This window comes from Aestuariibacter salexigens DSM 15300 (assembly GCF_000429145.1).
GTDB lineage: Bacteria > Pseudomonadota > Gammaproteobacteria > Enterobacterales > Alteromonadaceae > Aestuariibacter > Aestuariibacter salexigens.
In genome coordinates this window covers 99,469-125,372 of the sequence record NZ_AUBH01000001.1, presented here as the reverse complement: position 1 = coordinate 125,372, position 25,904 = coordinate 99,469, and the positions used below count along the sequence as shown (strand labels likewise).

General features: G+C 48.5%; 24 protein-coding genes. 19 read left to right on the top strand and 5 right to left on the bottom strand.

The window, feature by feature from the left end; translation table 11 throughout:
- Positions 1-76: 76 nt before the first annotated feature.
- The 11 genes from G441_RS0100625 to G441_RS0100575 all read left to right on the top strand — a co-directional run bounded on the left by G441_RS0100625 (position 77) and on the right by G441_RS0100575 (position 14,036).
- Positions 77-1,675, top strand: coding sequence for an anthranilate synthase component 1 (locus G441_RS0100625; RefSeq protein ID WP_026374564.1), 1,599 nt, complete (start codon positions 77-79; stop codon positions 1,673-1,675).
- Positions 1,672-2,280, top strand: a complete 609-nt coding sequence (locus tag G441_RS0100620) for an aminodeoxychorismate/anthranilate synthase component II (protein ID WP_026374563.1) — start codon at positions 1,672-1,674, stop codon at positions 2,278-2,280. The genes G441_RS0100625 and G441_RS0100620 overlap by 4 nt, the downstream gene beginning before the upstream one ends.
- Complete coding sequence (gene trpD, locus G441_RS0100615; RefSeq protein WP_026374562.1) at positions 2,277-3,299, top strand: anthranilate phosphoribosyltransferase; 1,023 nt, start codon at positions 2,277-2,279, stop codon at positions 3,297-3,299. Before G441_RS0100620 ends, trpD begins: the two co-directional genes overlap by 4 nt.
- Positions 3,299-4,681, top strand: a complete 1,383-nt coding sequence (trpCF, locus tag G441_RS0100610; protein WP_026374561.1) for a bifunctional indole-3-glycerol-phosphate synthase TrpC/phosphoribosylanthranilate isomerase TrpF — start codon at positions 3,299-3,301, stop codon at positions 4,679-4,681. The genes trpD and trpCF overlap by 1 nt, the downstream gene beginning before the upstream one ends.
- An 18-nt stretch (positions 4,682-4,699) precedes the next feature.
- Positions 4,700-5,884, top strand: a complete 1,185-nt coding sequence (gene trpB / locus G441_RS0100605) for a tryptophan synthase subunit beta (RefSeq protein WP_026374560.1) — start codon at positions 4,700-4,702, stop codon at positions 5,882-5,884.
- The gene (trpA, locus tag G441_RS0100600; RefSeq protein WP_026374559.1) at positions 5,881-6,687 is read left to right on the top strand and encodes a tryptophan synthase subunit alpha; all 807 of its coding nucleotides are present in this window, start codon (positions 5,881-5,883) and stop codon (positions 6,685-6,687) included. Before trpB ends, trpA begins: the two co-directional genes overlap by 4 nt.
- 13 nt (positions 6,688-6,700) lie before the next feature.
- On the top strand, positions 6,701-7,000 hold the full coding sequence (locus G441_RS0100595; RefSeq protein WP_026374558.1) for a YciI family protein: 300 nt from the start codon (positions 6,701-6,703) through the stop codon (positions 6,998-7,000).
- A 3-nt stretch (positions 7,001-7,003) separates the two neighbouring features.
- Positions 7,004-7,417, top strand: a complete 414-nt coding sequence (arfB, locus tag G441_RS0100590; protein WP_026374557.1) for an alternative ribosome rescue aminoacyl-tRNA hydrolase ArfB — start codon at positions 7,004-7,006, stop codon at positions 7,415-7,417.
- A 29-nt stretch (positions 7,418-7,446) separates the two neighbouring features.
- Entirely contained in the window at positions 7,447-8,601 is a 1,155-nt protein-coding gene (locus G441_RS0100585) for an acyl-CoA dehydrogenase family protein (RefSeq protein ID WP_026374556.1), read from the top strand.
- A 402-nt stretch (positions 8,602-9,003) separates the two neighbouring features.
- Entirely contained in the window at positions 9,004-9,228 is a 225-nt protein-coding gene (locus G441_RS0100580) for a hypothetical protein (RefSeq protein ID WP_156896241.1), read from the top strand.
- Positions 9,229-9,710: 482 nt separating this feature from the next.
- Entirely contained in the window at positions 9,711-14,036 is a 4,326-nt protein-coding gene (locus G441_RS0100575; RefSeq protein ID WP_026374554.1) for a CheR family methyltransferase, read from the top strand.
- Positions 14,037-14,039: 3 nt separating this feature from the next.
- On the opposite strand, the gene G441_RS0100570 is transcribed toward G441_RS0100575, so the two are convergent.
- The 3 genes from G441_RS0100570 to G441_RS0100560 form a co-directional block, all read right to left on the bottom strand.
- A complete protein-coding gene (locus G441_RS0100570; protein ID WP_084407224.1) occupies positions 14,040-16,085 on the bottom strand; it encodes an alkyl/aryl-sulfatase in 2,046 nt (681 codons plus the stop codon).
- A gap of 15 nt (positions 16,086-16,100) precedes the next feature.
- Positions 16,101-17,186: a CaiB/BaiF CoA transferase family protein gene (locus tag G441_RS0100565; RefSeq protein WP_026374552.1), complete on the bottom strand. Its 1,086-nt coding sequence runs from the start codon at positions 17,184-17,186 to the stop codon at positions 16,101-16,103.
- 67 nt (positions 17,187-17,253) lie between these two features.
- Entirely contained in the window at positions 17,254-18,933 is a 1,680-nt protein-coding gene (locus tag G441_RS0100560; protein ID WP_026374551.1) for an AMP-binding protein, read from the bottom strand.
- Positions 18,934-19,224: 291 nt separating this feature from the next.
- On the opposite strand from G441_RS0100560, the gene G441_RS17550 reads away from it, so the two are divergent.
- The 4 genes from G441_RS17550 (at position 19,225) to G441_RS0100540 (ending at position 22,138) form a co-directional block, all read left to right on the top strand.
- Positions 19,225-19,695, top strand: a complete 471-nt coding sequence (locus G441_RS17550) for a hypothetical protein (protein ID WP_156896240.1) — start codon at positions 19,225-19,227, stop codon at positions 19,693-19,695.
- Positions 19,696-19,827: 132 nt separating this feature from the next.
- Positions 19,828-20,109, top strand: a complete 282-nt coding sequence (locus G441_RS0100550) for a PepSY domain-containing protein (RefSeq protein WP_026374550.1) — start codon at positions 19,828-19,830, stop codon at positions 20,107-20,109.
- Complete coding sequence (locus G441_RS0100545) at positions 20,106-20,780, top strand: response regulator transcription factor (RefSeq protein ID WP_026374549.1); 675 nt, start codon at positions 20,106-20,108, stop codon at positions 20,778-20,780. The genes G441_RS0100550 and G441_RS0100545 overlap by 4 nt, the downstream gene beginning before the upstream one ends.
- A 71-nt stretch (positions 20,781-20,851) precedes the next feature.
- Complete coding sequence (locus G441_RS0100540) at positions 20,852-22,138, top strand: ATP-binding protein (protein WP_240485060.1); 1,287 nt, start codon at positions 20,852-20,854, stop codon at positions 22,136-22,138.
- Here G441_RS0100540 and G441_RS17545 read toward each other — a convergent pair.
- Positions 22,135-23,199, bottom strand: coding sequence for an AI-2E family transporter (locus G441_RS17545; RefSeq protein ID WP_034474048.1), 1,065 nt, complete (start codon positions 23,197-23,199; stop codon positions 22,135-22,137). The genes G441_RS0100540 and G441_RS17545 overlap by 4 nt on opposite strands.
- Positions 23,200-23,319: 120 nt before the next feature.
- Here G441_RS17545 and folX point away from each other — a divergent pair, with 120 nt between their 5' ends.
- From folX to G441_RS0100515, 4 genes are all read left to right on the top strand, one after another.
- A complete protein-coding gene (gene folX / locus G441_RS0100530) occupies positions 23,320-23,685 on the top strand; it encodes a dihydroneopterin triphosphate 2'-epimerase (RefSeq protein ID WP_026374547.1) in 366 nt (121 codons plus the stop codon).
- Positions 23,686-23,690: 5 nt separating this feature from the next.
- Complete coding sequence (locus G441_RS0100525) at positions 23,691-24,587, top strand: TIGR01777 family oxidoreductase (protein ID WP_026374546.1); 897 nt, start codon at positions 23,691-23,693, stop codon at positions 24,585-24,587.
- An 18-nt stretch (positions 24,588-24,605) separates the two neighbouring features.
- Positions 24,606-24,926, top strand: coding sequence for a hypothetical protein (locus tag G441_RS0100520; protein ID WP_026374545.1), 321 nt, complete (start codon positions 24,606-24,608; stop codon positions 24,924-24,926).
- Positions 24,927-25,057: 131 nt separating this feature from the next.
- Complete coding sequence (locus tag G441_RS0100515; RefSeq protein ID WP_169726028.1) at positions 25,058-25,645, top strand: SGNH/GDSL hydrolase family protein; 588 nt, start codon at positions 25,058-25,060, stop codon at positions 25,643-25,645.
- Here the strand turns inward: G441_RS0100515 and G441_RS19630 are convergent.
- A complete protein-coding gene (locus G441_RS19630; RefSeq protein ID WP_156896239.1) occupies positions 25,637-25,804 on the bottom strand; it encodes a hypothetical protein in 168 nt (55 codons plus the stop codon). The genes G441_RS0100515 and G441_RS19630 overlap by 9 nt on opposite strands.
- Positions 25,805-25,904: the final 100 nt, after the last annotated feature.

Below are 25,904 nucleotides of genomic sequence, written 5' to 3'. Positions count from 1 at the left end.
TGTTAGCGAAATCTCTTTTTATTAGGCCCGTAAAATCGGGCCTTTTTTTTGTCTTTTTTACACGAAGTAACATGATATGAGTTTAGCGGAATTAAGTGATATACCAGGAAAAGTTGAGTCACTGATCGCTCAATGTGCCTACATTGAAGACGCCGTTGCCGCGTTTTCCGTACTGACCGCCAATCAGGACTACTCGCTGTTGCTGGATTCAGCGGAAATAGACAGTAAGGATAATCTCAAATCATTAATCCTGCTGGATGCCGCTTTGCGACTGGAGTGCTGGGGCAATGAGGTGACCATTACCGCGCTGACCAGCAATGGACAATCCGTACTGCCGCTGTTTGATGCGCTTCAGAACCAACAGGTAGAGGTAGGGTATGAGCAGCAAGACACAGTCACGCTGCGTTTTGCCACTATCGATCCCAATCTGGATGAAGATTCGCGTTTGAAAGCCACAACGGTTTTCGATGCCCTGCGGGCCGTCATCACCTCAGTTAAACCAATTAGAGAGATAGACAGTGCGGTGTTTCTGGGAGGCGTGTTTGGCTATGATTTACTGGCCGTATGTGAGCCACTTCCAACCGTAGCAACGGGACTAAATGATTGCCCGGACTTTGTATTTTATCTGGCAGAAACCCTTATTCAGATTGACCATCAGCAACATACGACACAGCTGATTGGCAACGTATTCAGCGGCCCCGACGTGGCTCAGCAATACTTTCGTGTGTCACAGCGTCTGGAACAAATAACTCAACAGCTGCAATCAGAGCAATCCAGCTTGTATCAGGAGCAGTCACAAGCAGTTGAGGTGCACCTTGATTGTGACAAAACCGATGAACAATTCTGCAATGATGTGAACGATTTAAAGGAGCACATCCTTGCTGGCGATATTTTCCAGGTCGTCCCCTCCCGCACGTTTTCGCTGCCTTGTCCTTCTCCATTGATGGCGTATCGTGAACTGAAAACACAAAACCCCAGCCCTTACATGTTTTTTATGAAAGACAAAGGCTTTCAGCTGTTTGGTGCTTCACCTGAGTCGGCGCTGAAGTACACTGCTGAAAGTCGGGAAGTGGAGATTTATCCGATAGCCGGAACCCGTGCACGGGGCAAGTGGCCCGATGGCAGAATAAACCTCGATTTAGACAGCCGCATTGAACTTGAGCTAAGACAGGATGAAAAAGAAAAAGCTGAACATCTTATGCTGGTTGACCTTGCACGCAATGACGTTGCCCGAGTTTGTGAGCCGGGCACACGCCATGTGAAGGATTTGTTGAAAGTCGACCGCTACTCTCACGTCATGCACCTGGTGTCGCGAGTAGTGGGGGTGCTGCGGGACGACCTCGATGCATTACATGCGTATCAGGCCTGCATGAATATGGGCACACTGGTAGGTGCCCCCAAGGTCAGTGCGGCAGGCCTAATCCGAGACGTTGAAAAAACCCGTAGAGGCAGCTACGGCGGTGCGGTTGGTTACATTAACGGCAGTGGCGATATGGATACCTGTATTGTTATTCGTTCGGCGTTTGTAAAACAGGGTAAAGCCTATATACAGGCTGGCGCAGGCGTTGTGTATGATTCTGATCCGCAGTCTGAGGCGGATGAAACACGCAGCAAAGCACAGGCGGTGATAAGTGCTATACAGGCAGCCAGTGCAGTACAGGAGGACAACGCGTGAAGTCATCACATGTCGTATTGCTAGATAATGTAGACTCCTTTACCTATAACCTGGTAGACGAGCTGCGCAGCCTGGGGCTCACGCTTACCGTGTTCCGCAACACCGTCCCCGAACATGTTGTAATGGATTACCTGGGCAGCGTATCAGATACCTCGACGCCATTGGTGATGTTATCTCCGGGCCCCGGTGCACCGCAGGACGCCGGCTGCATGCCCGCCCTTTTAAAAGCCGTACAGGGCAAATATCCGGTACTGGGCATTTGTTTGGGTCATCAGGCCATCGTCGAGCACTACGGAGGGGAAGTAGGCAGAGCAACAAGCGTCATGCACGGTAAATCATCGCTTATAGAAGTACAGCCACATCCCATTTTTGCCGGTTTAGATAACCCGCTTCCCGTGGCACGATACCATTCTCTGATGGCCACCATTCTGCCTTCTAGCCTGACCCAGCTGGCCCACGTGGAGGACATTCCGATGGCGGTGTACCACCAGCAGGACAACATGCTTGGCTTTCAATTTCATCCAGAATCTATACTGACGTCCAAGGGCAGTCAGTTACTCGCACAAAGTGTAGATTATCTAATTCACAGGGAGACACCGGCATGAGTGACGTGCATCCAAGTCTGGAAGTGCTTTATCAACAACAACCACTGAGTCAGGCTCAGGCACAGGCGCTATTTACACAGGTCATGCGCGGGGAGTTGGAACCTGTGCTTTTGGCTTCACTGCTTATTGCGCTAAAAATGAAAGGTGAGACGCCCGATGAAATTGCCGGTGCAGCAGCAGCAATGGTTAACGAGGCCACCGCGTTTCCTCGACCTGACTATGCTTTTGCAGACATTGTCGGTACTGGCGGTGACGGCCACAACACTATTAATATCTCCAGTGCAGCTGCGATTGTTGTGGCGAGCTGTGGGGTACCGGTTGCCAAACACGGTAATCGTAGCGTATCCAGTAAATCAGGATCGGCCGATCTCTTCGCGATGTTTGATATGAAACTGGACATGTCGCCTGAGACTGCAAGGCGATGTCTTGATAAAAGCAAATTTTGTTTTCTGTTTGCGCCCGTTTACCACCCCGGTGTGCGTCATGCCATGCCAGTGCGGGGCGCATTAAAAACCCGGACACTGTTCAACATTCTTGGCCCCCTGGCAAATCCGTCGAAACCCTCACACAGCATGCTGGGTGTGTATAGGCCGGAACTCCTCAAACCTTATGCACAAACGCTTAAGCTGCTCGGTCATAAGCGCGCCGTAGTCGTGCACGGTAGCGGGTTGGACGAGTTGGCGTTGCACGGTCCATCGGATATTGTGGAGCTCGATAATGGCGTGATAAACCAGTTACAAATCAGTCCGAGCGATTTTGGATTGAAAGAATATAAGTTGGACGAACTGGCCGGTGGTGATCCACAACACAATCATATGCTTATCACTGAGGTACTAAGCGGTAAAGGTAAGGCGGCACATGAAGCGGCCATCGCCATGAACGCCGGTTTATTGCTGCTGTTGTGTGGTGCTGCCCGCGATTTAAAGCAGGCTGCAGATATAGCAAGAGAGGCAATGCATACTGGCCGCGCCCTAGCCACCATACGCAGCGCCGCTACATTAAGTCAGGAGGGCCTATAATGGCCAATGTGCTAGAAAAAATTGTTGAGGACAAACGCCAGGAGCTTATCGCACTCAAAGCGTCGTTGCCGCTGGATAAGGTGCGCGCGAATCTGACGCCCTCCGAGCGCAGTTTTTACGACGCGCTGGCGCAACAACACAGCGGCTACATTTTTGAATGTAAAAAGGCCTCACCTTCAAAGGGACTGATCCGCGAGAACTTCAACCTGGATGAGATCATTACGGCGTACAAACCCCATGCTGCCTGTATTTCGGTCCTTACCGACGAGAAATATTTTCAGGGAAGTTTTGATTACCTGCGCTATGTTAGGGAACGAGTCTCGCAACCGGTGTTAAATAAAGATTTCTTCTGCGATCCCTATCAGGTTTATCTGGCCCGCTACCACAACGCTGATGCGATCCTGTTGATGCTTTCAGTGCTAGATGATGAGCAATACATTGAAATGGCCGAGATTGCAGAAAGCCTGCGACTGGATGTCCTGACCGAGGTTAGCAATCTGGAAGAAACGCAGCGCGCGATTCGCTTAAAAGCCAGGATTATCGGTATCAACAATCGCAACCTCAGAGACTTGAGCACCGATTTGGCGACCACAGAGCAACTGGCACCGATGATAAAGGCATCAGGGCATGAATGTCTGATCATCAGCGAGTCTGGCATTTACACCCATCAGGATATCCGCAGGCTAGCGCCACTTGCAGATGGCTTTTTGGTTGGCAGCGCCCTGATGGCTCAGGAAAATCTAGCCCAGGCTGTCAAAGATTTAGTGTATGGTGCGGTGAAAGTGTGTGGTATTACCCGTCCTCGCGACGCCAAAAGCGTGGCATCTATGCCGGTCAGCTTTATGGGCTTGATTTTTGCACCGGCGTCAGAGCGCGCTATCTCGTTAGAGCAGGCTCAGGATATTGTGGCTGCGGTCCCATTCAATTATGTGGGTGTTTTTGTCAATGCACCAGAGCGTCAAGTGGCTGAATATGCCGCGGCGCTAGGACTTGCCGCTGTGCAGCTGCATGGCAGGGAGGACCAGCAGTACATTGACACACTGCGTCCCCTGTTACCTGATGGTTGTGAGATCTGGCTGGCACGAGGGATTGTCGATAACCTTCCGGCCATGGACGAAAAACAGGTTGACCGTTTTTTGCTGGACTGCAAAGTAGGCAATAAAACAGGCGGCACAGGCCAGTCATTCGACTGGCGTTTGCTGGATGGTCTGCAAGATAGAAAAGATCTGGTTCTGGCCGGTGGTATAAATGCTGACAACATTGTTGGCGCGCGCCAACGCACCGCTGGCGTGCTGGACCTGAACTCCGGCGTGGAATCATCGCCAGGGATCAAAGATATGAACAAACTTAAGCAGGCATTTGTTGCCTTGCGAAGCTATTAATCCGAAAAGCGACAAATTATGAATCACTTAGACAGTAAATTTGGTGACTACGGTGGCATGTACGTGCCCGAGTTGCTGATCCCGGCACTTGATCAACTTGAACAGGCGTTTCTTGACGCACAGCAGGACGAGGCATTTAAACAGGAATTCATGAGTCTGTTGACCGACTATGCCGGTCGTCCTACGGCAATGACCAAGTGCAGAAATATCGTAAGTAACCCATTGGTTAAATTGTACCTTAAGCGCGAGGACCTGCTACATGGTGGCGCGCATAAAACCAACCAGGTGCTGGGGCAGGCCTTGCTGACCAAGCGAATGGGTAAAACCGAAGTCATCGCTGAAACCGGAGCCGGTCAGCACGGTGTGGCAACCGCCCTCGCCTGCGCATTAATGGGTTTGAAGGCGCGCATTTACATGGGCGCAAAAGATGTCGAGAGACAGGCACCCAATGTGTTCAGAATGCGCTTGATGGGTGCCGAAGTGATCCCGGTGAATTCAGGCTCAGGTACGCTGAAAGATGCGGTTAACGAGGCAATGCGAGACTGGTCAGCCAATTATGACAAAGCGCACTACTTGCTGGGCACCGCAGCAGGACCTCATCCATTTCCTACCATCGTGCGTGAATATCACCGTATGATTGGCGAAGAAACCCGTGCGCAAATTATGCAAAAAGAAGGGCGTTTGCCAGATGCTGTCGTTGCCTGTGTGGGCGGTGGTTCTAATGCGATTGGCATGTTTGCCGACTTCATTGATGAACCCTCGGTCAGACTAGTGGGTGTAGAGCCTGCTGGTAAAGGGCTACATACTCACGAGCACGGTGCAGCCATCTCGACAGGCTCAAAAGGCATCTTACACGGCGCGTACAGTTACATCATGCAGGACAGCGACGGCCAGATAGAAGAGTCATATTCGGTGTCAGCCGGGCTGGACTATCCGGCAGTTGGGCCACAGCATGCTTACCTGCATGATATTGGCCGCGCTGAATATGTTGCCGCGACCGATCAGGAAGCGCTTAATGCGCTGCAATTACTGGCCAGAAAAGAAGGCATTATTTGCGCACTGGAAACTGCGCATGCTCTGGCACACGCGTTAAATATGGCAGACGAGGCAGAGAAAGAAACCATCATTGTGGTGAACCTGTCTGGCCGCGGCGATAAAGATCTCGCTCATGTCCATAACATTCTGGGAGACCAACAACCATGAGCCGTTACGAAACAATGTTCGAGCGCCTGGGACAGAAAAACGAAGGCGCGTTTGTTCCCTTCGTGATGCTGGGCGACCCAGATAAGCAAACTTCACTGCACATTATCGAAGCCCTGATTGCCGGTGGCGCAGACGCGCTGGAGCTTGGCATTCCCTACTCGGACCCCATCGCAGACGGTCCGACAATTCAAAAAGCCAGTATTCGTGCATTAGGTAACAAAATACGCCCTGCTGACTGTTTTGATATTCTGCGTCAGGTAAGAGCGTCTCACCCAGATATTCCAATTGGCTTATTGCTGTATTCCAACCTGGTGCTAGCAGCCGGACTCGATGGATTTTATGCAAAAGCGGCAGAGGCTGGCGTGGACTCTATTTTGATAGCCGATGTTCCTCTGCGTGAAGCCGATCGATTTATTGCCGTCGCACAGCAGCATGGTATCCAACAGATACTGATTGCACCGCCTAACGCCAGTGAGGACACCCTTAAACAAATTGGCGAAAAGTCTCGAGGTTATACCTATCTGCTGGGCAGAGCCGGTGTCACGGGGGCGGAGACCGCCGCAACCATGCCCGCCACTGAGCTGGTGGAGCAGTTAACCAAATATCAGGTAGCGCCCCCCCTGTTGGGCTTCGGGATATCCACGCCAGAGCAGGTTGCCAATGCCATCGCTGCGGGCGCGGCTGGCGCAATTTCGGGTTCGGCGACGGTTAATATCGTTGAAAAATATCTAGACGATGTCCCTGCTATGCTCAATGCATTGACTGAATTTGTGCGTGGGATGAAGGCGGCGACTGCCAAATAGGAGCTCCATAACAATGTGGTATATGATTGTCGCTGAAGACGTGGAGAACAGCCTGCCATTGCGTAAGCAAACCCGTGCTGCCCATCTTGCTCGCCTGCAGGTGCTAAAAGAACAGGGCCGACTGCTTATTGCCGGTCCCAATCCGGCGATTGACAGCGACGACCCCGGTGACGCTGGGTTTACGGGCTCCATGGTAGTGGCCGAGTTTGTATCACTGGATGACGCGAAAAAGTGGGCCGATGCCGATCCCTATCTGGAAGCCGGCGTATATGCGAGAGTGACGGTTAAGCCTTACAAAAAAGTGCTGCCCTAACAAATGATCATTATTAGCCCCTCCCTAAGCCTAGAAGATGAGGAAGTACAGCTGTCTGCCATTCGGGCTCAGGGTGCGGGCGGGCAAAACGTTAATAAGGTTTCCAGTGCCATTCATCTTCGCTTCGATGTTATGGCGTCTTCTCTGCCAGATGATATCAAACAATCCATATTACAGTTGCACGATAGCCGACTCAGCAAGGACGGCGTGATTGTAATAAAGGCACAGCAGTTTCGTACGCAGGAGGCGAATCGCGAAGACGCGATTAAACGCCTTAGCGATCTTGTGTTGTCCGCCACGCGGAAGCAAAAAAAGCGCAAACCCACCAAACCGACCCGCGCCTCGCAGAAGAAACGCCTGGATGGTAAGAAAAAAGATGCCCGAAAAAAGCAGCTTAGGGGTAAGATAGATCTGTAACTTAACCAATTGTGCTACGGTGTTTCTACATGCAATCAACAGACAATCAGGAACTTTCGCTATTCCGCGATATGGTCAGAGATTTTCTGGCCTACGAAGTCGCCCCACATTATGAACAATGGGAAAAAGATAAAATCATCCCCACTTCGTTGTGGCGAAAAATGGGCGAACAGGGACTGCTGTGCTGCGATATTCCTGAGCAGTATGGTGGTGTTGGTGTAGATTTCCGATTCAACATGGTCGTGGGTGAAGAGCTTGCCAGGGCCGGTTTTTTCGCATTGAGCACCAATGTCACGGTGCATGCTGATATCTGTGCCCACTACATTCTGAATATGGGCAGTGAAGCGCAAAAGCAGCAGTACCTGCCAGCCATGGTAAGCGGAGAGTGCATTGGCGCAATCTGCATGACTGAGCCCGCTGCAGGCAGTGATCTGCAAGGCATGAAAAGCAACGCCCGTCAGGTTGGCGACAACTATCTGTTAAATGGCTCAAAAACCTTTATTACTAATGGTCAGAACGCGTCGTTATATATTGTCGCTGCGCGCACCGACATGAATGTAAAAGCAGCCAAAGGTATCAGCCTGTTTCTGGTCGAGGGTGATGCCAAGGGTTTCTCAAGGGGTCAGAATCTGGACAAAATGGGTCAGCACGCCGGTGACACATCTGAACTATTTTTCGAAGATGTTGAGCTTAATAAGGATGCGCTCCTTGGCAAAGAGAATCAGGGTTTTATCGCGTTGATGACAGAGTTGCCTCGTGAGCGTCTGGCACTGGCCTGCGGCGCTGTTGCCCATGCCGAAGGCGCACTCAAGCTTGCGGTTGAATACGTGAATGAACGTAAGGCCTTTGGACAGCCGTTAGCGGCACTGCAGGATATTCGTTTTAAACTGGCTGAGATGTATTCAAAAACCGAGACTCACCGCGTGTTAGTAGAACGCTATAAAGAAAAGCTCATGGCCAGAGAGCTCAGTGCCGCAGAGGCCAGTATGGCAAAGTACGTCTGCACCGAGATGGAATGCGATGTGATTGACGAGGCGTTGCAGATGTTCGGCGGTTACGGCTACATGCGTGAGTACCCTATTTCCAGATTTTATGTCGATGCCAGAGTCCAGAAGATCTATGGTGGCACCAATGAAATTATGAAAGAAGTGATCAGCAGGGATATTGCATCACTGATTTCTTGATTAATGCAAATGACGTGGTGGTCATGGCGGATTAGGTGATAAACATAAAGATCCTGATAGGGATATTATTCATTTCATTGTTTAACACTGTTGTTTTGTCTGTCTCGGCTGAGACAGCGTCTGAGCTACAAACACCCTGGGGCCCACCGATACACTAGAGCGTTTGAAAGACCGCTTAAACCACATCAGGTATATCGCGTGCCTGCTGACCCGGAAGCAGGCTTTTTCTTCCTCTACTTTTTTCACTGCCTCCTAAATTCGTGCCTAAATCGCCAATCTTGGTCAACCCGCTGCCATTCAGAATGGGTTGTCAGCAGAGGTAGATTTTGTCACGCGATTCGAAACTATCCACCCGAAAAAGTCAGAGCCCTTGTGGCATGAGGATTAGGCGGATTGCCCATCTTGCCGATATCACAGCTTGAAGAGCAGCCACTGACCTACCCCGTCGGTGTTGCTGATTTTCAAATGACGACTGGTAAGCCTTTCGACAAAAGACGTTTCGCCGCCATTCCAATGCTTCTTGTACAAGGCAGTATTGATGAGAATGACTCGGTCCCGGAAGGCGCTAAGATGCGAAGTCAGGAACATTTCAGTTCAGACTCTTATTCTTTCGAGCAAGCGCAGTGAATTAATGAGTACTTTGGTACGTTACCGATCTACCGTTTACCGCTTGTAAGACAGGTCCACCAATCTATTTCTCCAAAAGACTTCGCCTGTGCAACGCTGTCGTATGAAAAGCACAGTGATAAGAAGATAAAGCCTGTGGCAGCCTTGTTCTTTAACTTTGTTATACTTGGACGATCCGGTTGTTCCGAAGAAACCCAAAAGAAAATGGAGAACAGCCATATTTAATGGCACTGCACTTTGTGTGTACAACACGTCTCACAGAATTGCGCTGGATCTACCAAATCAATGTGTTTGTTTTCATTGACTGGGGCTCAAGAAAGCATTACAGAATAAAGTATGGCGCACCTTTTACAATTCAACTTTCGTTTGAATTTCACAAATAAACTAGAAATTATCTCTGCAAATCAATTTTTTAGTTATCTTTCTAGCTTTTTCTCAGTTTTGTCGCACACTTAGACGACGTTACAGTCTATAGGCCGTGTATGTATATCGTTGGAATTGGCGCGTCAGCAGGCGGCGTATCCGCGCTTTGTAATTTTTTTGCAAGGGCGGTATCACTAGAGGTACCCGTTTGTTATGTCGTCATCCAGCATCTCAGTCCCCATGAAAAGAGTCACATGCAGGAGATACTGCAGAGTAAGACGACACTTACCGTAGTAAGTCTTCGCGATTCAGTACAGCCAAAAGCAAATCATATTTATCTATTATCACCTGGAAAGGTATTAAGTATTGAAGGTAACATGCTGATCACCGCTGAAGACGATGAGCATCCTGTTCCGAACACCATAATTTCGAATTTCTTATTGTCATTAAGCGCGAATGAACAACAAATCCCTATAGCAGTAATTCTGTCCGGAAGTGGTAATGATGGCTTAAGTGGGGCCATTGCCATTCATGAGAACGGAGGGGACGTTTTTGTGCAAGACCCAAACGAGGCAGAGTTTCCCAGTATGCCTCAAGGCGTTATTGATGCAGGTGCCTTTACCGATGTGGTGCCATCCACAGGGCTATTTTCAGCTATATCGGACTCTCTTTCAAACGCGTCATTGATAGGTGAGCAGCCTATTTTGATGATGCAGATTCATAAACGCTTCGATGAACTAGCTGATTTTTTTAGCGAAAAACTTCGGCTCAACATAAATTGGTACAAGCGCAATACGCTGTTTAGACGGATTTTAAAGTGCATTACTGAACGGCAGTGCCGCTCACTAGACGAATACATTACTGTTCTACAGAACGATACGCAGGAGCAAACCAAACTGACATTAAGCGCATTGATAGGCGTCAGTAATTTTTTCAGGGACACAGAGTTTTTTGATGCTCTCAAACAACATCTATACGAAAAACTAACAGCAGCTAGTGAAGAGCTTCGTATTTGGATCGCTGGGTGTTCGTCTGGGGAAGAAGCCTATTCGGTTGCTATGCTTGTGCACGATATCAATGCTTCATCAGCGCAAAAAAAACACGTAAAAATATTCGCTACCGACATTAATCCCCAGCAGATTACGCTGGCAAGTTCGGGCATATTTAGCAAAGCACAACTGAAAACACTTAATAATGAATACGTCACCAGGTTTTTTAAAAAAAATCGGGAGGGAAACTATCAGATTATTAAATCAGTAAGAGACATGGTTATTTTCTCGTGTCATGACGTAATAGAGTCTCCTCCTTTTTCAAACATAGATATCGTTTCATGCCGAAACATGCTTATCTACCTCACTGCCGCAGGCCAGAAGAAAGCCCTTTATAATCTTTCATATGCATTGAAAGATCACGGGTTATTAGCGTTGGGACCAGCCGAATCCTTGACTGACTTTGCAAGCTGCTTCTCTCCAATTAATAGCAAATGGCGTCTTTATGAGAGAATTTTAAAGCCGCCCTTCATACATCAAAAACGTTGGAGCACTAATCCAATAAAAACGTTGCAAGTTACACGTTCGCTACCAAGCATTGCTAAAAAAAACCTTGATGTTTTTTACAAACTCTTCGCTTCCCTATACCCAGACAGCCTTGTGATAGATGGAGATTACTCTGTATGTGCTGTGCTTGGTAAGGCTCAGGGACTTATCTCTCAAAATATGCAAGGTGCTGTATCCACAAAGCTTGAGCAATTTCTGATGCAGGACGTGGGTTTTCCTCTGATGACAGGGCTAAAGCAGCTCGACAAACAGCAAGGCGATATACTGTATTCAAATCTATCACTGCCGGAGACCTCGTTAAATGCAGTGAGGCTAAAGAAAATAAAATTGACAGACACTGTTTTTTTTATTGTCAACTTAGAGTCAGACGCGAATAGCCAAAGCGACGCAAAGCGGCAAGCAGATGAGTATGGTTCGCCACCTCTAACGACAACTGTAGCGATGACGCGAGACATGAGTAACGCCAATGGCATCATTATGTCCATGCAGGATGAGATACATGGGTTACAAGTTGACTTGGACGACACCAAGCAACAATTAGCGGTCATTGAAGAGGAATTTCAAACAACTCACGAAGAAATGTTGGCGTCGAATGAAGAATTGCAAAGTACGAACGAAGAACTGAACTCTGTCAACGAAGAGTTGCACACGCTAAACAGTGAGTTACAAGCCAGGGTCAAACAAGTCGTCAGCATCAATACTGACCTGAAAAACTTGATTAAATCAACGGGTGTTGGAGTATTATTCCTCGATTTGCAATTTACCATTAGATCGTCGAGCAAGAATGTTTCCGCGCTATTTCAAATCCGAGAAAACGATGAGGGGCGCTCGATATTTGAGCTGGATATAGGCAATGTCTTTAAGCCTTTTCAACAAGATATTGTCACTCGCCCCCTGGAAACACATAGTTTTGAGACACGCTCCTCATCAGGTCAATATTTTCAATGTAACGTGATGCCCTATATCGAAGAATTAGGGGCGCAGACGGGTTACGTCGTTACCTTTATCGATATTGAGCAAGCCAAACAGCGCGAGTTCTTCCTAACTAAAACAGAGCAAGTAGGTCAGATTGGCGGTTGGATTTTTAATAGAACGAAAAATGTCTTCAAGCTTTCAGAACAAGCCGAAAAGATGCTGGGATGCGGCACTGGATGTGACACGCAATCATTTTTACGTTATTTCAGCGTATCTGCGATAGAAAATATTGAGTCTATTTTTGAAAAAGTGGCACAAGAGAAGAAACAAGTCTCCGGTGTTTTTGAACTGACCAATAATATCCTGCCTGTTTGGGTTGAAGTCATCGCTGAATTTGCAAGTGATGATGGAGATTTAATGTTGCAAGGGACGATTCAGGATGTAACCGAACAAACCCTTAATCGCAAGCGTATCGAGCTTGCCATTAATGCTGGCAATATTGGCATATGGGATATCAATGTCAAAACAGGCGATATGTTTGTTAACCAAAAGGTCATCGATACGATGCAACTCGATGTTAATAAAACATTTATTCGCTTCGATGAATGGCTGGAGTGCGTGCATCCAGATGATGTTAAGCCGTTAAAAGAGACAGTAAAACAGGCAAGCAAAAGTAAAGACAGAGTGAGCTATGAATTTCGATTGAATCATAACAAAAATACATATTTTCGATGTGAAGCTCAGGCTGTTTATAACGATGCAGATCAGCCAATTAGAATAGTCGGTGTGCAAATGGATATTTCGCAAATGAAACGTCAGGAAGACACACTTATGGAAGAGCGGGTTAAAAGTATGAACGCCGCCAGACTTGCTTCAATTGGAGAACTAGCAGCTAGCGTGGGGCATGAAATCAATAATCCATTAGCGGTGATCATGAGTAACTTTGAACTGTTACAAAATAAATGGCCCGAACAAGTAAGGAAAGATGATAGCTTTCAGGCATTCTGCAAACGTTTTGAATCTGCATGTACCCGAATCCAGGGTATTGTTAACGGCCTGCGTACGCTCAGCCGCGATGATTCAAACGAAAAAACCTCAATATTGGATATCAACACACTTATTCAGCATCTGCACGATTTCATGTTCAGCATGTATGAATATCAGGGAATTACGCTGAAAACCACGTTGGCTCAGCAATCCATACACGTCATGGGACATTTTGGTGAACTTCAACAGGTCTTAATGAATCTGCTTTCTAATGCAAAAGATGCCACCGAGGGAAAAACACCTCGAGAGATCAACATCAGTGTTCGCCCCACTCAAAAAATGGTTTGTATCGATATCAGAGACAACGGAACAGGACTTACCGAAGAAGCACAGAGCAAAATTTTTGAGGCATTTTACACCGATAAACCTTTTGGAAAGGGCACTGGTCTGGGGCTCTCCATCGCCAAAGGTATTATTGAGTCACACAATGGTACTATTTCAGTGACCAGCGAGCCTGGAAATGGGGCTATGTTCTCAGTGTGTTTGCCAATAACCAACGGATGTTGCACAACATGTCAGGAAAATACTGAGCACTCTGGTAACGAATTGCTCCTGCATGGTAAAACCATTCTTTTGGTAGAAGACGAGCAAGATCTTAACAACCTATTTAGCGAAGCCTTAGCATCATTGGATATTAAGGTAATTAGTTGTAAAACTGGTCAAGAGGCAAAGAAAATTCTCCGCGAAGAGAACATAGATTTATTGATCACAGATATTTGTCTGCCTGATATTTCAGGCCTCAAATTGGTCGATTTTTTACACGCAGAGAAAAAGTGCGATGTAAAAATATTATTGATGACCGGAGGAAGTGCTGAGCTTGACGGTTATCAGGATGAACATGACGTGACACCAAGTGTCCTTTATAAACCCTTTACGCTCAATAAGTTAATAAAGACGATAAATGAGATGCTGACACCCAATGATTAAACATCAAGGCGTCACAATATTAAACATCCCTGTGGGCTTATCCAGAAGACTCACGAACTTGATAAGATCCAATGCGCCCGTTTCCACTTGCAGTTCATCACTCAGCAGCAGGTCTTTAACACTGGCATGGCCAACAATGATATCGACAAACAGCGGCACCGTGAGAGCCAGCCTGACATCACTTTCTACCTTTTTTACCTCTTCTTCATTAACCAGACGATGATGGAGCACCGAGTTATCCAGTGTAAGTAAGTAGGACCGTTCGATATCCGCGAAAGTCACCAGCAAGGTCAGTTGCTCACCTTCAGCGTCATTAGCGTTAACTCTTACCGCCATGCTATCGAAAAACTGTGATACGTCAGTATTCAGCAGAATGTCTTTCATCACCGCGGGCCCAATGCCTGTTTCAGGCCCTCCATGCCTCAATTCATAAGCGGCTGACAAATACACATTTCGCCATGGACCGGATTCAGCCTGGTAACCTAGCTGATCATAAACCTTGGCCAGTAGTGCTTTGGCATCTTGATTTTCAGGTTTTGCAAATACTGCATGGTTAAGCAGTTCTGCCAGCCAGCGGTAGGTGCGGGATGCCTCATCAGGACTACCCTCAGATGCCTGCAGAAATTGTGATAGAGCTCGTTCCAGTAGACTATCAATGCCGCCCATCATCTCAACGTAACGTATTGCTGCGTCCCGCTCAGGTAGCGGATGCAGTTTGGCGGGGTTGCCGGTGTACCAGCCCTGATAGAACTGATATACCGCTTTAGCGTTGTGCGCGACGGTGCCGTAATACCCCTGATTATGAAACTGCTGTCTTAATGATGCGGGCAAGGTCAATGTGTCAGCAATTTCATTTGGCGTGTAGCCCTGATTGAGTAGTCTCACAGTCTGGTCATGGATAAACTTGTAAGTATCACGCTGTTGTTGCAAAAATTCCTGCACATTGTCCTGTCCCCAAACGGGCCAGTGATGGCTGCCAAAATACACATTAGCATCATCGAACCTGTGCATCGCCTCATCAATAAAGCCACTCCAGATCCGCGCATCCCTGACCTTTGTGCCCCTCAGCGTATACAGGTTGTGCATGGTTCGACTCACCAGCTCTGCACCACAAAACGCCTTAAACCGGGGCAAATAGAAGGTAAATTCCGCCGGGGCTTCAGAACCTGACACAACCTGAAACTGAAACTCAACGCCATCTACTGTCAGATTCAGATTGTCTTGTCCAATCACATCAGTTGGCGTCGCGAAGCTAAACTGACCAAAAGCTGGCGATTTACCTAACCCAGAGCCCACTTTACCGCGTTCTGAGGCATTAAGTCTTTGCCCATACATGTACTGTGCACGCCTGCCCATGGCAATACCTGCAATGACATTTTCACTGGTGGCTTCATGTTCAAAGCCCTCAGGCGCAATGATCCGCAATGCCTGTCTCTGCTCGGCTGGAAGGTTGTCAATAATGCCCTTTACACCGCCAAAATGGTCAATATGGCTATGGGTATAAATGATTGCGACGACTGGCTTGGTGCCTAAATGCTGCTGTGCGAACGTAAAGGCCCGCGCAGCGGTTTCCTTCGCAGTAAGAGGATCAACAATTATCCAGCCAGTCTCACCTGAAATGATTGACATATTGGCCAAATCAAAACCGCGCAGCTGATACAGGCCTGGCGAGACTTCAAAAAGCCCGTGTATGTTGTTAAGAGCAGCCTGTCGCCACAGGGACGGGTTTACTGAGCCCGGTGGTGTTTCACCATCTTGATCAATGAAACCGTAAGCATCCATGTTCCAGATGTGGTTACCGTGCGTTCCTTCAACAACAAGATGTTTATCCTGCGCTATCAGACCTTTTCGTGCGTTAACAAAATCACTGGTGTCTTCGAACGGCAAGGCATCCAAAACCTGTTGTTGAGCGCTGACGGTAGCTGCCGTTGGTGCAACGTGGCCATTTGCGTCTGCACCGTGTTCTATGGTCACAGGCTTGTTACAGCCAAACAGGACAAATATGACAACGGCAGTAGATATAGATGTTATGGCGCGAAATACAGGCATAGTGTGTATCCAATATTAGTCAGTGCGGTTAAGCATGGCGAGGATCTCTTCCGTATGCTGACCTCGACGAGGAGGCGCACCAGGGGAATGTTGATAGGATGAAAATCGCGGAGCCGGTGCCGCTTGTAACACGCCACCTGGTTCGCTCCATGTGCCTCTGCTGGCAAGATGAGCATCATGTAACGCTTGTGACGGACTGTGCACAGGTGCCACACACGCATCCGTCTGCTCGAATAGCGCAAGCCAGTGTGACAGCGGATGGGCACTGAATAATCGCGTTAACCTGTCAGACAGATTCGACCAAGATGCTGGATTGTGTTGCTGTAAAAATGCCTCGTCATGTTGCAGACCAAGCACGTCAAGAAACTGCTGATAAAACTGTGGCTCCATACATTGCACAGATAACCATTTACCATCCGCACACTGGTAGCAACGGCTCCAGTGTGGCCCGTCAAGTAAACTTTGACCACGGTTCTCACTTAATGCGCCCATGCTACGCAATGTCATCAGCAGGTTCATCATATGTGCAGAACCATCCACAATTGCAGCATCAACCACGGTGCCCTGCCCGGTTTTTATCGCATTGATCATGCCTGCCAGCATTCCGGCGACGAGATAAAGTGAGCCGCCGGCAACATCGCCAAGCATGGTCGGTGGCGTAAAGGGAGCCTGCCCCGGCAGTGAGGCATACCACAGCGCCCCCGACTGCGCGATATAGTTAAGATCGTGCCCGGCCTGTTTTGCTTTTGGTCCCGACTGGCCCCACCCTGTCACCCGACCATATACCAGCTTAGGATTCTCGTTTAGTAACGGCTCAGGACCAAGGCCAAGACGCTCCATCACGCCCGGTCTGAATCCCTCAATCAAACCGTCGGCACCCGACACTAACTTCATTAAAACAGCAACATCAGCAGGACGTTTGAGATCAAGTACGATCGAGCGCTTCCCCCTATCGAGCAAACTCCTGTCAGACATACCGGCAACAGGCACTTCTTCTCGATGCACCACGATCACCTCGGCACCCAGATCGGCCAACATCATTCCCGCAAAAGGACCGGGGCCAATGCCCTCTATTTCTATTATCCGCGTCCCTTTTAGCATGATCCCTCCTTAATACAATAAGGCCCGCAAATGCGGGCCTTGATAACATGTATCGTCACGTTCTGTGCTACGACTGATGCCAGACGACTTTGTCTTTATACTTCGCTGCTATCACATCAGCGAAACGCTCTTCCAGCACATGGCGTTTGACTTTAAGCGTTGGCGTGAGCAGCTCGTTTTCAATTGACCACTCTTCCTGCATCACGATCAAACGGTCTAGCCGCTGATGGCTCTCCAACTCCCCGTTGACCTTGTTCAATGTTTCCAACAGGCTCGCCTCAACTTCCTCTTTAGGCAGTGCACGGGCATCTTCGGAAAGCACTAATAAGGCGATAGGTTGCGGTAGATTCACGCCGGTTACACAGCACTGCTCGACAAAATTGTTTTCCATAATTTTTGCTTCGATAGGCGCAGGTGTAATGTATTTTCCTTTCGCGGTCTTGAAGATTTCCTTCAATCGGCCGGTGATCCTTACATAGCCCTCCTCGTCCATAACACCCTTATCGCCGGTTCTCAGATAGCCATCTTCGGTGAACACTTCCGCTGTTTTTTCCGGATCCAAGTAATATTCGTGCATATTACACGGGCCTTTGACCTGAATTTCACCTTCGTCTGAAATGCGCACGTGCACACCGTCATATGCCTTACCAATGCAGCCTACTTTATCTTTTCTGAACGGCACGGAGCGCGTGCCTAGGGCACAGTTTTCTGTCATCCCCCAGCCTTCAGAAATATTGATCCCCAGTTTGCTAAACCAGTGAATAGTCGCGGGCGGGATGGGAGCCGACCCTGAAGCGCATAAACGCGCGTCGTTCAGTCCCAATCCGATACGAATTTTCTTGGCGACCATGCTGCCCAGAATCGGGATCTTCAGCATTAAATCGAGTTTCTTCTGTGGCATCTTCGCCAGTACACCCATCTGGAACTTGGTCCACAGACGCGGTACGGAAATAAACAAGGTTGGCCTGGTATTGCAGACGTCTCTGACAAAAGTATCCAAAGACTCTACAAAGGATACGCGGCAGGCTGAGTAGAAGCTGGCATTTTCCACCAACACCCTTTCGGTAATGTGAGCAAGTGGCAGATAACTCAGGATCCGGTCATCGTCATTCACCTTCAATGAGTTAAGGCAATTCTCCGCTGACCATGAAATAGAGCGAAACTTATGTAGTACGCCCTTCGGCTGTCCGGTACTGCCAGACGTATAGATGATAGTCATAGTATCATCTAATGACGGTACGGGATTTTCCTGCATGGGTTCGATGTCAATGAACTCCTGCCATGTCATGTCTCCAGGGATCCCGTCGTATGGAAACGCGACTTTTTTCACACTATCCGGAATAGCGGCAACCTGAGTCTCTGTATCATCCAATTTGCCGATGAAGATAAGTTTAGCCTCAGAGTGCTCCAGCACGTACTGAATCGTACCTGTACCCGCGGTTGAAAAAATGGGCACGGATACATGCCCGGCCATCATGATGGCAAGGTCAGCAATAAACCATTCGGCGCAATTTTTTGACAATATTGCGATTCGGCTGCCCGCCGGGAAATCCATTTGCTTCAGTCTGTTTGCGGCACGACGCACCGCGTCTGCAGTTTCTGCCCAGGTGTAAGTTTTCATACCGCCATCAACTGGCTGGCTTAAATAAGGCTCGTTGGGGCGTTCCTGCTCCCACTTATACAGCATTTCCAATGGCACTTTAGAGGATGCTTCCTGACCGCTCGCAGCGTTGTTATCTAATGGCATAGTCACTTCCTGACACGAAATGTTTACATCTTTTTTACAGCGTATATTAAGGCTGAATTCTCGCTAAGAGGCAACCGATTTAGGTATTCAAATAACCGTTTTTCACGAATAAATGGCATTTATATTCCGATGATAGGTTTAGTTGTACAAACTCAAATTGCTGTTTTGCAAAACTTTAATACTTTTTTGTCCTAGACAATAAACAATCGATAAGGAATTGATCTAGTACGACGGAACAGAAAACGCCTCCCTCGCCGATAACCATGATGTGAGCGAGAGAGGTAGCGAAGTATGTCCCATTCCCGATTATCTTACATGTTGATTAACAGCAGTATGACGCTGGTGTTTATATTTCTGGCGAGTCTGCTTGTGGTGAGTTGCACACAGACTATGGCGGTCAGTGCGAACGCCCCAGCCGCGCAATCTAATTTTGCGAATCCCAATCGGGATGTCGACGAAGGCGTAGATCAAAACACTCTGAAACTTGTTAACAGCGCATTTTACCAGGCCTTTATGCTCGGCGACTGGCGCTATCAGGGTGCCGAGTGGCATGATGGGCGTATCAATGCATACATCAAGATCCCAGAGCCTTTGGATATGGCGTATTCCGTGCAGCAGCGTTATCTGCGCCAATCGATTTGCCCGTCAGCGGAACAGCAGATCATGTGGCAGCGTTTGCATCGCACACCGTTAGAAGTACACCTTTTCATTCAAGATAAGACAGACAGTATCCAGACCAACTGTCCTAACCCGCTTGTGTAGAGCACTTAACTCAGAATAAATTCAGGCAGCATTCATGTGCTGCCTCTCATACTCTTTCAGTAATTTAAGGCAGTGATAAAGTAGAGTACACTCTACAATCCACACTGTGAAAAAGTTAGAGGTAGCATGAGAATCGGCGTGTCCAAGTTGTTTGCTGCGGTGTTGCTGTTGATCGGCATCCTGTCCGCACCTGGAGCGATGGCGCAGCAAAAGGAAACGCAGAAACCCACTCTTATCGACAAAGCCGAAGCCGCCAGACAGGCCCGAAAAGAAGTCAATGGCAGGGTCTTAAAAGTTGATCAGAACCACGACCGCTATCGCGTCAAAGTGCTCAAGAAGTCTGGACGAGTGGTATCTGTAGATGTCGATAAAAAGTCCGGCAAGGTTACAAAGAAGGATGAGGAACACCAGTGAGAGTGTTAATCGTTGAAGACGACAGTCGCTTGCTAATGCAGTTAGACAGCCTGTTACAACAGCATGGATACAGTGTAGATTTGGCGGATGATGGACAAAAAGCCTACTTCTTATTCAGTGAACATCCCTACGACCTGGCCATTGTTGACGTTGGCTTACCCGTACTGGACGGTTTCGAGCTGCTGCGGCGTATTCGAAGAGATAACATCACCACACCGGTGCTCTTGTTAACCGCCCGCGATCGCTGGCAGGAGAAAGTAGAAGGTTTGGACGCAGGTGCTGACGACTATCTGACCAAACCATTTCACGAAGAAGAATTGCTGGCACGGGTAAAAGCTTTGATCAGGCGGGCGTCTGGACAGGCCAACCCGCAAATCGAAAGAGGGCCTATCCGCCTCGACACCTTGAACAACGAAGCTTATATTCACGACGCCTTGCTTGACCTCACGGCCTACGAATACAAAGTGCTCGAATACCTGATGATGAATCCCAACAAAGTGGTATCAAAAACCGAGTTGACCGAGCATATTTATGACCAGGATTTCGATTTGGACAGTAATGTGATTGAAGTCTTTGTGGGACGTCTACGTAAAAAACTCGATCCAGATAGCCAGATTAAACCGATAGAAACCCTGCGCGGTCGCGGCTATCGGATTAATCGCGCGCTATGACAATACTCAGCAAGCTATCGCTGCGACAACTATCGTTGCGACAATTATCATTGCGAATACGCAGTGTTTTGATGGCGTTGCTTGTGCTGACGTTGTTTATTCCGGCCATGTACTTCACGCTCGACCGGGCGTTCACCAACAGCTTACTGCAGGCAAAACTCAGTGAACTGCGCACAATGAGTCTGTCAATCATCGCTGAAATTGAACTGGATGGCGATATGGTCGATATGCCTGAATTGCTGTTCGATGATCAACTGAACATCCCAGGTTCAGGCTATTATGCCTTTATTCAAAAAGACGATGAGATAGTCTGGAATTCATGGTCTGCAATTGAACTTCCAGCATTTCAGTCATTTCCCCTTCCGGACGTAGGTAAAGAGATGTTTGTCGATACCTATGGTGAAAATCAGGAGTATCTGCTGTACGCGTACAGTGCGGAGTTCGCGACTGATAAAGGCTACAAAAGAATTGGATTCTTAGTACTGCATGAGCGGTTCTTTATCGAAAAAGAACGACAGGCTTTTCTGCGTACTTTGCAACGCTGGCTGGCAGTCATTTCTGTTGTGCTGCTAGCCCTGTTGATGCTGACTCTACGCACAACATTACAGCCGTTGAACAGGCTTAGACAAGAGATTGGTCTCGCAGAACAAGGCGAAATAGGCCGTATTGAACATCAATTTCCACCCGAGCTTGAAGGTCTAAAACATAGCATTAATCATCTGCTGGATACGGAATCACAGCAGCGCGAACGCTATAAGAACAGTCTTGGCGATTTAGCCCACAGTCTGAAAACGCCGGTCGCGGTGATCTCCGGGCATCATGACCTCCCCCACAGCGTGCGTGAGCCGTTAACGCAAATCGATAATATTATTCAGCGCCAGTTAAAACGCGCATCCGCCGCCACCGGAGGCTGGCACCACGCAGTCGACATAGCGCCAGTGGTGACAAAGTTAAGCGCGGCAATGCTGAAAGTGCACAGAAACAAGGCGTTAGAGATTATTGAAACTGTTGAGGACATGGCCATGTTCCGGGGGGATGAAACCGACCTGATGGAAATACTGGGTAACGTTGTTGATAACGCCTGCAAAGCCTGTCAAAGGAAGGTTGAGATCAGAGTGTGGACAACGCACAGCTGGTTGAACATGCAAATTGATGACGACGGTCCCGGTATTGCTGAATCACTGCGCAAAAAGATGCTCACTCGCGGTACCCGTCTGGATGCCTATGAAGATGGACAGGGAATAGGCATGGCCGTGGTCAGCGATCTGGTCAGCATCTATCAGGGACAGCTGGACATTGAACGCGCTGAGTTGGGCGGCGCCAGCATCATTCTGCGCTTTCCTCAGCTGCTCACTTAATCCTTGCCGGCCGACTGTTGAGCGAGAGCCTGCTTGGCTTCACTCCCCTCACTGGATAGCATTACCGCCAGCCATTTGCTTTCTTCTCTCGATTCCAGTGCGATTTTTACGATCATCGTCAGTGGCACTGAGAGCAACATGCCCACGCTACCGAGTAGCCAACCCCAGAAGATCAAGGACAGAAACACCACTAAGGTACTTAATCCCAGTCCTCTGCCCATGTAACGAGGCTCAACTGCATTGCCCATCACAGTATTCACCACCACGAAACCAAGCGCCGTCAGTCCGGCTGTGCCCGGACCATGTTGCACAAACGCCATAAGTACAGCCGGCACCGCAGCGATGATTGATCCGATATTAGGGATGTAATTGAGCAAAAACGCTGTCACTGCCCAGAGCAGATAATGATCAACATCGAGAAAATAAAGCCACACGCCAATCAACAAACCGGTGCCCAGGCTAACCAACGTTTTAATGGCGAGATAACGGTTTACTGACTGTAAAAACTTGTCAATATGACGCATTTTCATTTCAGGGTCAGCGAGGGCCACATGAATGCGTCGAGGCATGCTTTCCGCTTCAAACAACATGAATACGACGGTTAACAGAATGAGTAAAAGATTGGACAGCACTCCCCCCATGCCGCTTAAGAAATTTGTTGCAACGTTCATGGCCATACCGGGATCCAGATAGGACACCAGCAGCGACGAATCAATCTCAATATTCAGGGCAGACAGTTGTGCGGCCGCCCAGGCAAATTCCTGTTTTAGCTGCTCGCGGTATTCCGGCATGTTGGCTCGGAATTCACTGAGTGACTGACCAACTAATCCGGCCAGCATAAAACCAAATATCAGAATCAGCAGTATTACACATATCACTGACAGCCAGCGTGGGATACGATATTGACTGGCCCAATTTATCAGCGGGCTACAGGCAATGGCGATAAAGGCCGACAGAAAAAACGGCACCATAATGGCACTGGCGGCTTTAATACCCGCAAAGATGATGATCAGCGAGGCCATGACAACCATGACTTTTGCGGTAGGTGACTTGAGTTCCATCGACAAGTCCTTGTTAGGGTCTGTATCCGACCGATATCTGACGTTGCCGCCAACCTAGCAGATCTGTACAGTGAAGAAAATGAAAATCAACGAAAACAGTTACTTGAGTAAAGGGTTGCCATGAAATTAAACGACGCCATTATCCGCATCAAAAACTTGCGTTTGCGCACATACATCGGCATCAACGATGATGAAATTAAAAATAAGCAGGATGTGGTTATCAATGTGAAGATCCAGTATGACGCTGGCCAGGCGACTAACTCTGACCAGATGGAAGATGCGTTAAACTATAAAACCATCACCAAAGCGATCATCAAACTGGTTGAAGACAATCGGTTTTTCCTGCTCGAAAAGCTTACCGCGGATGTACTGGATATCGCTGCTGAGCATCCTTGGGTGCGGTTTGCCGAAGTCGAGGTTGATAAGCCTCACGCACTGCGCTTCTCTGACTCAGTGTCACTTTGCCTGTCCTGTCATAAAGGGTAAACGCCATGCGCATTCTCGTCACTGGTGGTACTGGTCTGATTGGCAAACATCTGATTGCCAAATTATGTAATGAACACTGCGTGACGGTCCTCACGCGTCGGGTCGCCGAGGCGGAGCCCTTATTTGCAAAATCAGTGACGTTGATTTCAAGCCTGGACGACTTTAATAACCTTGACGACTTCGATGCCATTATCAATCTGGCGGGTGAACCAATTGTCGATAAGCGCTGGACTGACAAACAAAAACAGATCATTTGCCACAGCCGCTGGGATATAACTGAAAAGATCAGCAACTTGATCGCAGCCAGCGAAAAACCACCTGAGGTCTTTATCAGCGGCTCTGCGATTGGTGTTTATGGCAGACAGGGCGAGCAAGAAATAGACGAAACCTTTACCGACATGCACGACGAATTTTCCCATCAGGTGTGTGCCCGCTGGGAGTCGATTGCGATGCGGGCACAAATCGACCAAACTCGGGTGTGTTTACTGCGTACCGGCGTGGTGCTGGCGAGCAAGGGCGGCGCGTTGGCTAAAATGCTGTTACCTTTCAAGCTCGGCGTTGGCGGTCACGTTGGCAGCGGTAAGCAGTACATGTCGTGGATCCACATCGACGACATGGTGAACGGTATTGTATTTTTGCTTGATCATTCAGACTGCCATGGCGCATTTAATCTGACTGCACCAAAGCCAGTCACATCGAGGCAGTTCTCTAAAGCACTGGCAAAGCGATTGCACCGGCCCTGCCTTTTTCCGGTACCAGGATTTGTGCTGAAAATCGCGCTGGGTGAAGCATCGGATTTATTGTTGTATGGGCAGAATGTGGTACCGAACAAATTGATTGAGCACGGGTTTACATTTTCCTTCCCGGAGATCGACGGCGCGTTTGAGCAGTTGAATCTGTAGCGACTGGCATTTTTTATAATGTCTAAGACATCACGCAAATCCACCAGCTTACTGATAATTTTGGTGATGCTGGTCTGCACACTAAGTTTTGCGTTTTTTGCCAATGAGACCCGTAAAGAAATCTATTTTCTGTGCGCCAATTTTACACAAGGCACACCCGTGGACAGTGTGATTCGGCAGCTGGATACGGCGGAGTTATCCCATTACGAGATTAACGATTCTGACACTGGCAGCATTATTATGTTGACAAGTGGACTCGTATTTAAAGTCGCCAGCTGTCGCATCGAAACAGACAGTGATGATGCTGTAATGAGCGCAACCTTCCGATACCACATCTGATGCTGCACATTCTAAGCTTACCTTTTCTAGCGCCAATTCTATTACTTCAAGGCAAGAGAGTACGCCGCGACACAGTCCGTCTGCCCGAGCCGGAAGGTCCCCGCGCAGGATCGAGTGGCCAAGGGAGCCCATTGCGCCTGCTGATCGTTGGGGACTCATCGGCTGCCGGTGTGGGCGCAGAAAGTCAGCAGCAAGCGCTAGCCTTTTTACTGGCAGAGCATCTAGGGCGAAAATTTCACATTGATTGGGTGTTACACGCCAGAAGTGGTGCCAATACCCGTGATGCACTGGCGATGATTGAGGAAGTGCCGGCGCAACCTTTTGACATTGTTATCACCGTGTTGGGGGTCAATGATGTCACATCGAGAATTGGGAAGCGCCACTGGCTGATACAGCAGCAACGACTTCATCAATTGATCTCAGGTCGTTTCCACGCTCCCAAAATTGTTGTATGTGGATTGCCACCTATAGGGGAGTTCCCTGCCCTGCCGCAACCGCTTCGCTGGTATCTGGGACAGCGAGCACATATATTTGAACGCAGCCTTAAAGCGTCAGTTGCACAGCATTCACATGCAGAATTTTTTGCACTGGATTTCAGTAATGACGTGACGCACATGGCGAGTGATGGATTTCATCCTGGCCCCAAAGCCTATCAAAGCTGGGCGCAAAAACTGGCGATGCGGATAGAGCGACTGCTTACCGATGCTGTTTCAGGGTAGCTTCGCACTGGCGTGCACGCAATCGTTACCAGCTTCAGGTGACTGTTCTGCTGTCACCGCTCTAACGCTCACTGCGCTGAGTAGCAGTAATGCGTAGACCGCAGTAAGAATAAACGTAATTCGCGCTTTAAGGCGTAGCTTATGATGTTTTACAGGCATGGTGCTGACTCCGTATAGCTCATATACACTAAGTCGCACCTATTACCAAAAAAGTTTAACTGTATTCAAAAAAAAGCCCCGCACTAAGCGGGGCAGTGTT

Coding starts and splice junctions, on each gene's coding strand:
- G441_RS0100625 (WP_026374564.1), top strand. CDS start 77: ATGAGTTTAGCGGAATTAAGTGATATACCAGGAAAAGTTGAGTCACTG.
- trpD (WP_026374562.1), top strand. CDS start 2,277: ATGAGTGACGTGCATCCAAGTCTGGAAGTGCTTTATCAACAACAACCA.
- trpCF (WP_026374561.1), top strand. CDS start 3,299: ATGGCCAATGTGCTAGAAAAAATTGTTGAGGACAAACGCCAGGAGCTT.
- trpB (WP_026374560.1), top strand. CDS start 4,700: ATGAATCACTTAGACAGTAAATTTGGTGACTACGGTGGCATGTACGTG.
- trpA (WP_026374559.1), top strand. CDS start 5,881: ATGAGCCGTTACGAAACAATGTTCGAGCGCCTGGGACAGAAAAACGAA.
- G441_RS0100595 (WP_026374558.1), top strand. CDS start 6,701: ATGTGGTATATGATTGTCGCTGAAGACGTGGAGAACAGCCTGCCATTG.
- arfB (WP_026374557.1), top strand. CDS start 7,004: ATGATCATTATTAGCCCCTCCCTAAGCCTAGAAGATGAGGAAGTACAG.
- G441_RS0100585 (WP_026374556.1), top strand. CDS start 7,447: ATGCAATCAACAGACAATCAGGAACTTTCGCTATTCCGCGATATGGTC.
- G441_RS0100575 (WP_026374554.1), top strand. CDS start 9,711: ATGTATATCGTTGGAATTGGCGCGTCAGCAGGCGGCGTATCCGCGCTT.
- G441_RS0100570 (WP_084407224.1), bottom strand. CDS start 16,085: ATGCCTGTATTTCGCGCCATAACATCTATATCTACTGCCGTTGTCATA.
- G441_RS0100565 (WP_026374552.1), bottom strand. CDS start 17,186: ATGCTAAAAGGGACGCGGATAATAGAAATAGAGGGCATTGGCCCCGGT.
- G441_RS0100560 (WP_026374551.1), bottom strand. CDS start 18,933: ATGCCATTAGATAACAACGCTGCGAGCGGTCAGGAAGCATCCTCTAAA.
- G441_RS17550 (WP_156896240.1), top strand. CDS start 19,225: ATGTCCCATTCCCGATTATCTTACATGTTGATTAACAGCAGTATGACG.
- G441_RS0100540 (WP_240485060.1), top strand. CDS start 20,852: ATGGCGTTGCTTGTGCTGACGTTGTTTATTCCGGCCATGTACTTCACG.
- G441_RS17545 (WP_034474048.1), bottom strand. CDS start 23,199: ATGGAACTCAAGTCACCTACCGCAAAAGTCATGGTTGTCATGGCCTCG.
- folX (WP_026374547.1), top strand. CDS start 23,320: ATGAAATTAAACGACGCCATTATCCGCATCAAAAACTTGCGTTTGCGC.
- G441_RS0100525 (WP_026374546.1), top strand. CDS start 23,691: ATGCGCATTCTCGTCACTGGTGGTACTGGTCTGATTGGCAAACATCTG.
- G441_RS0100520 (WP_026374545.1), top strand. CDS start 24,606: ATGTCTAAGACATCACGCAAATCCACCAGCTTACTGATAATTTTGGTG.
- G441_RS19630 (WP_156896239.1), bottom strand. CDS start 25,804: ATGCCTGTAAAACATCATAAGCTACGCCTTAAAGCGCGAATTACGTTT.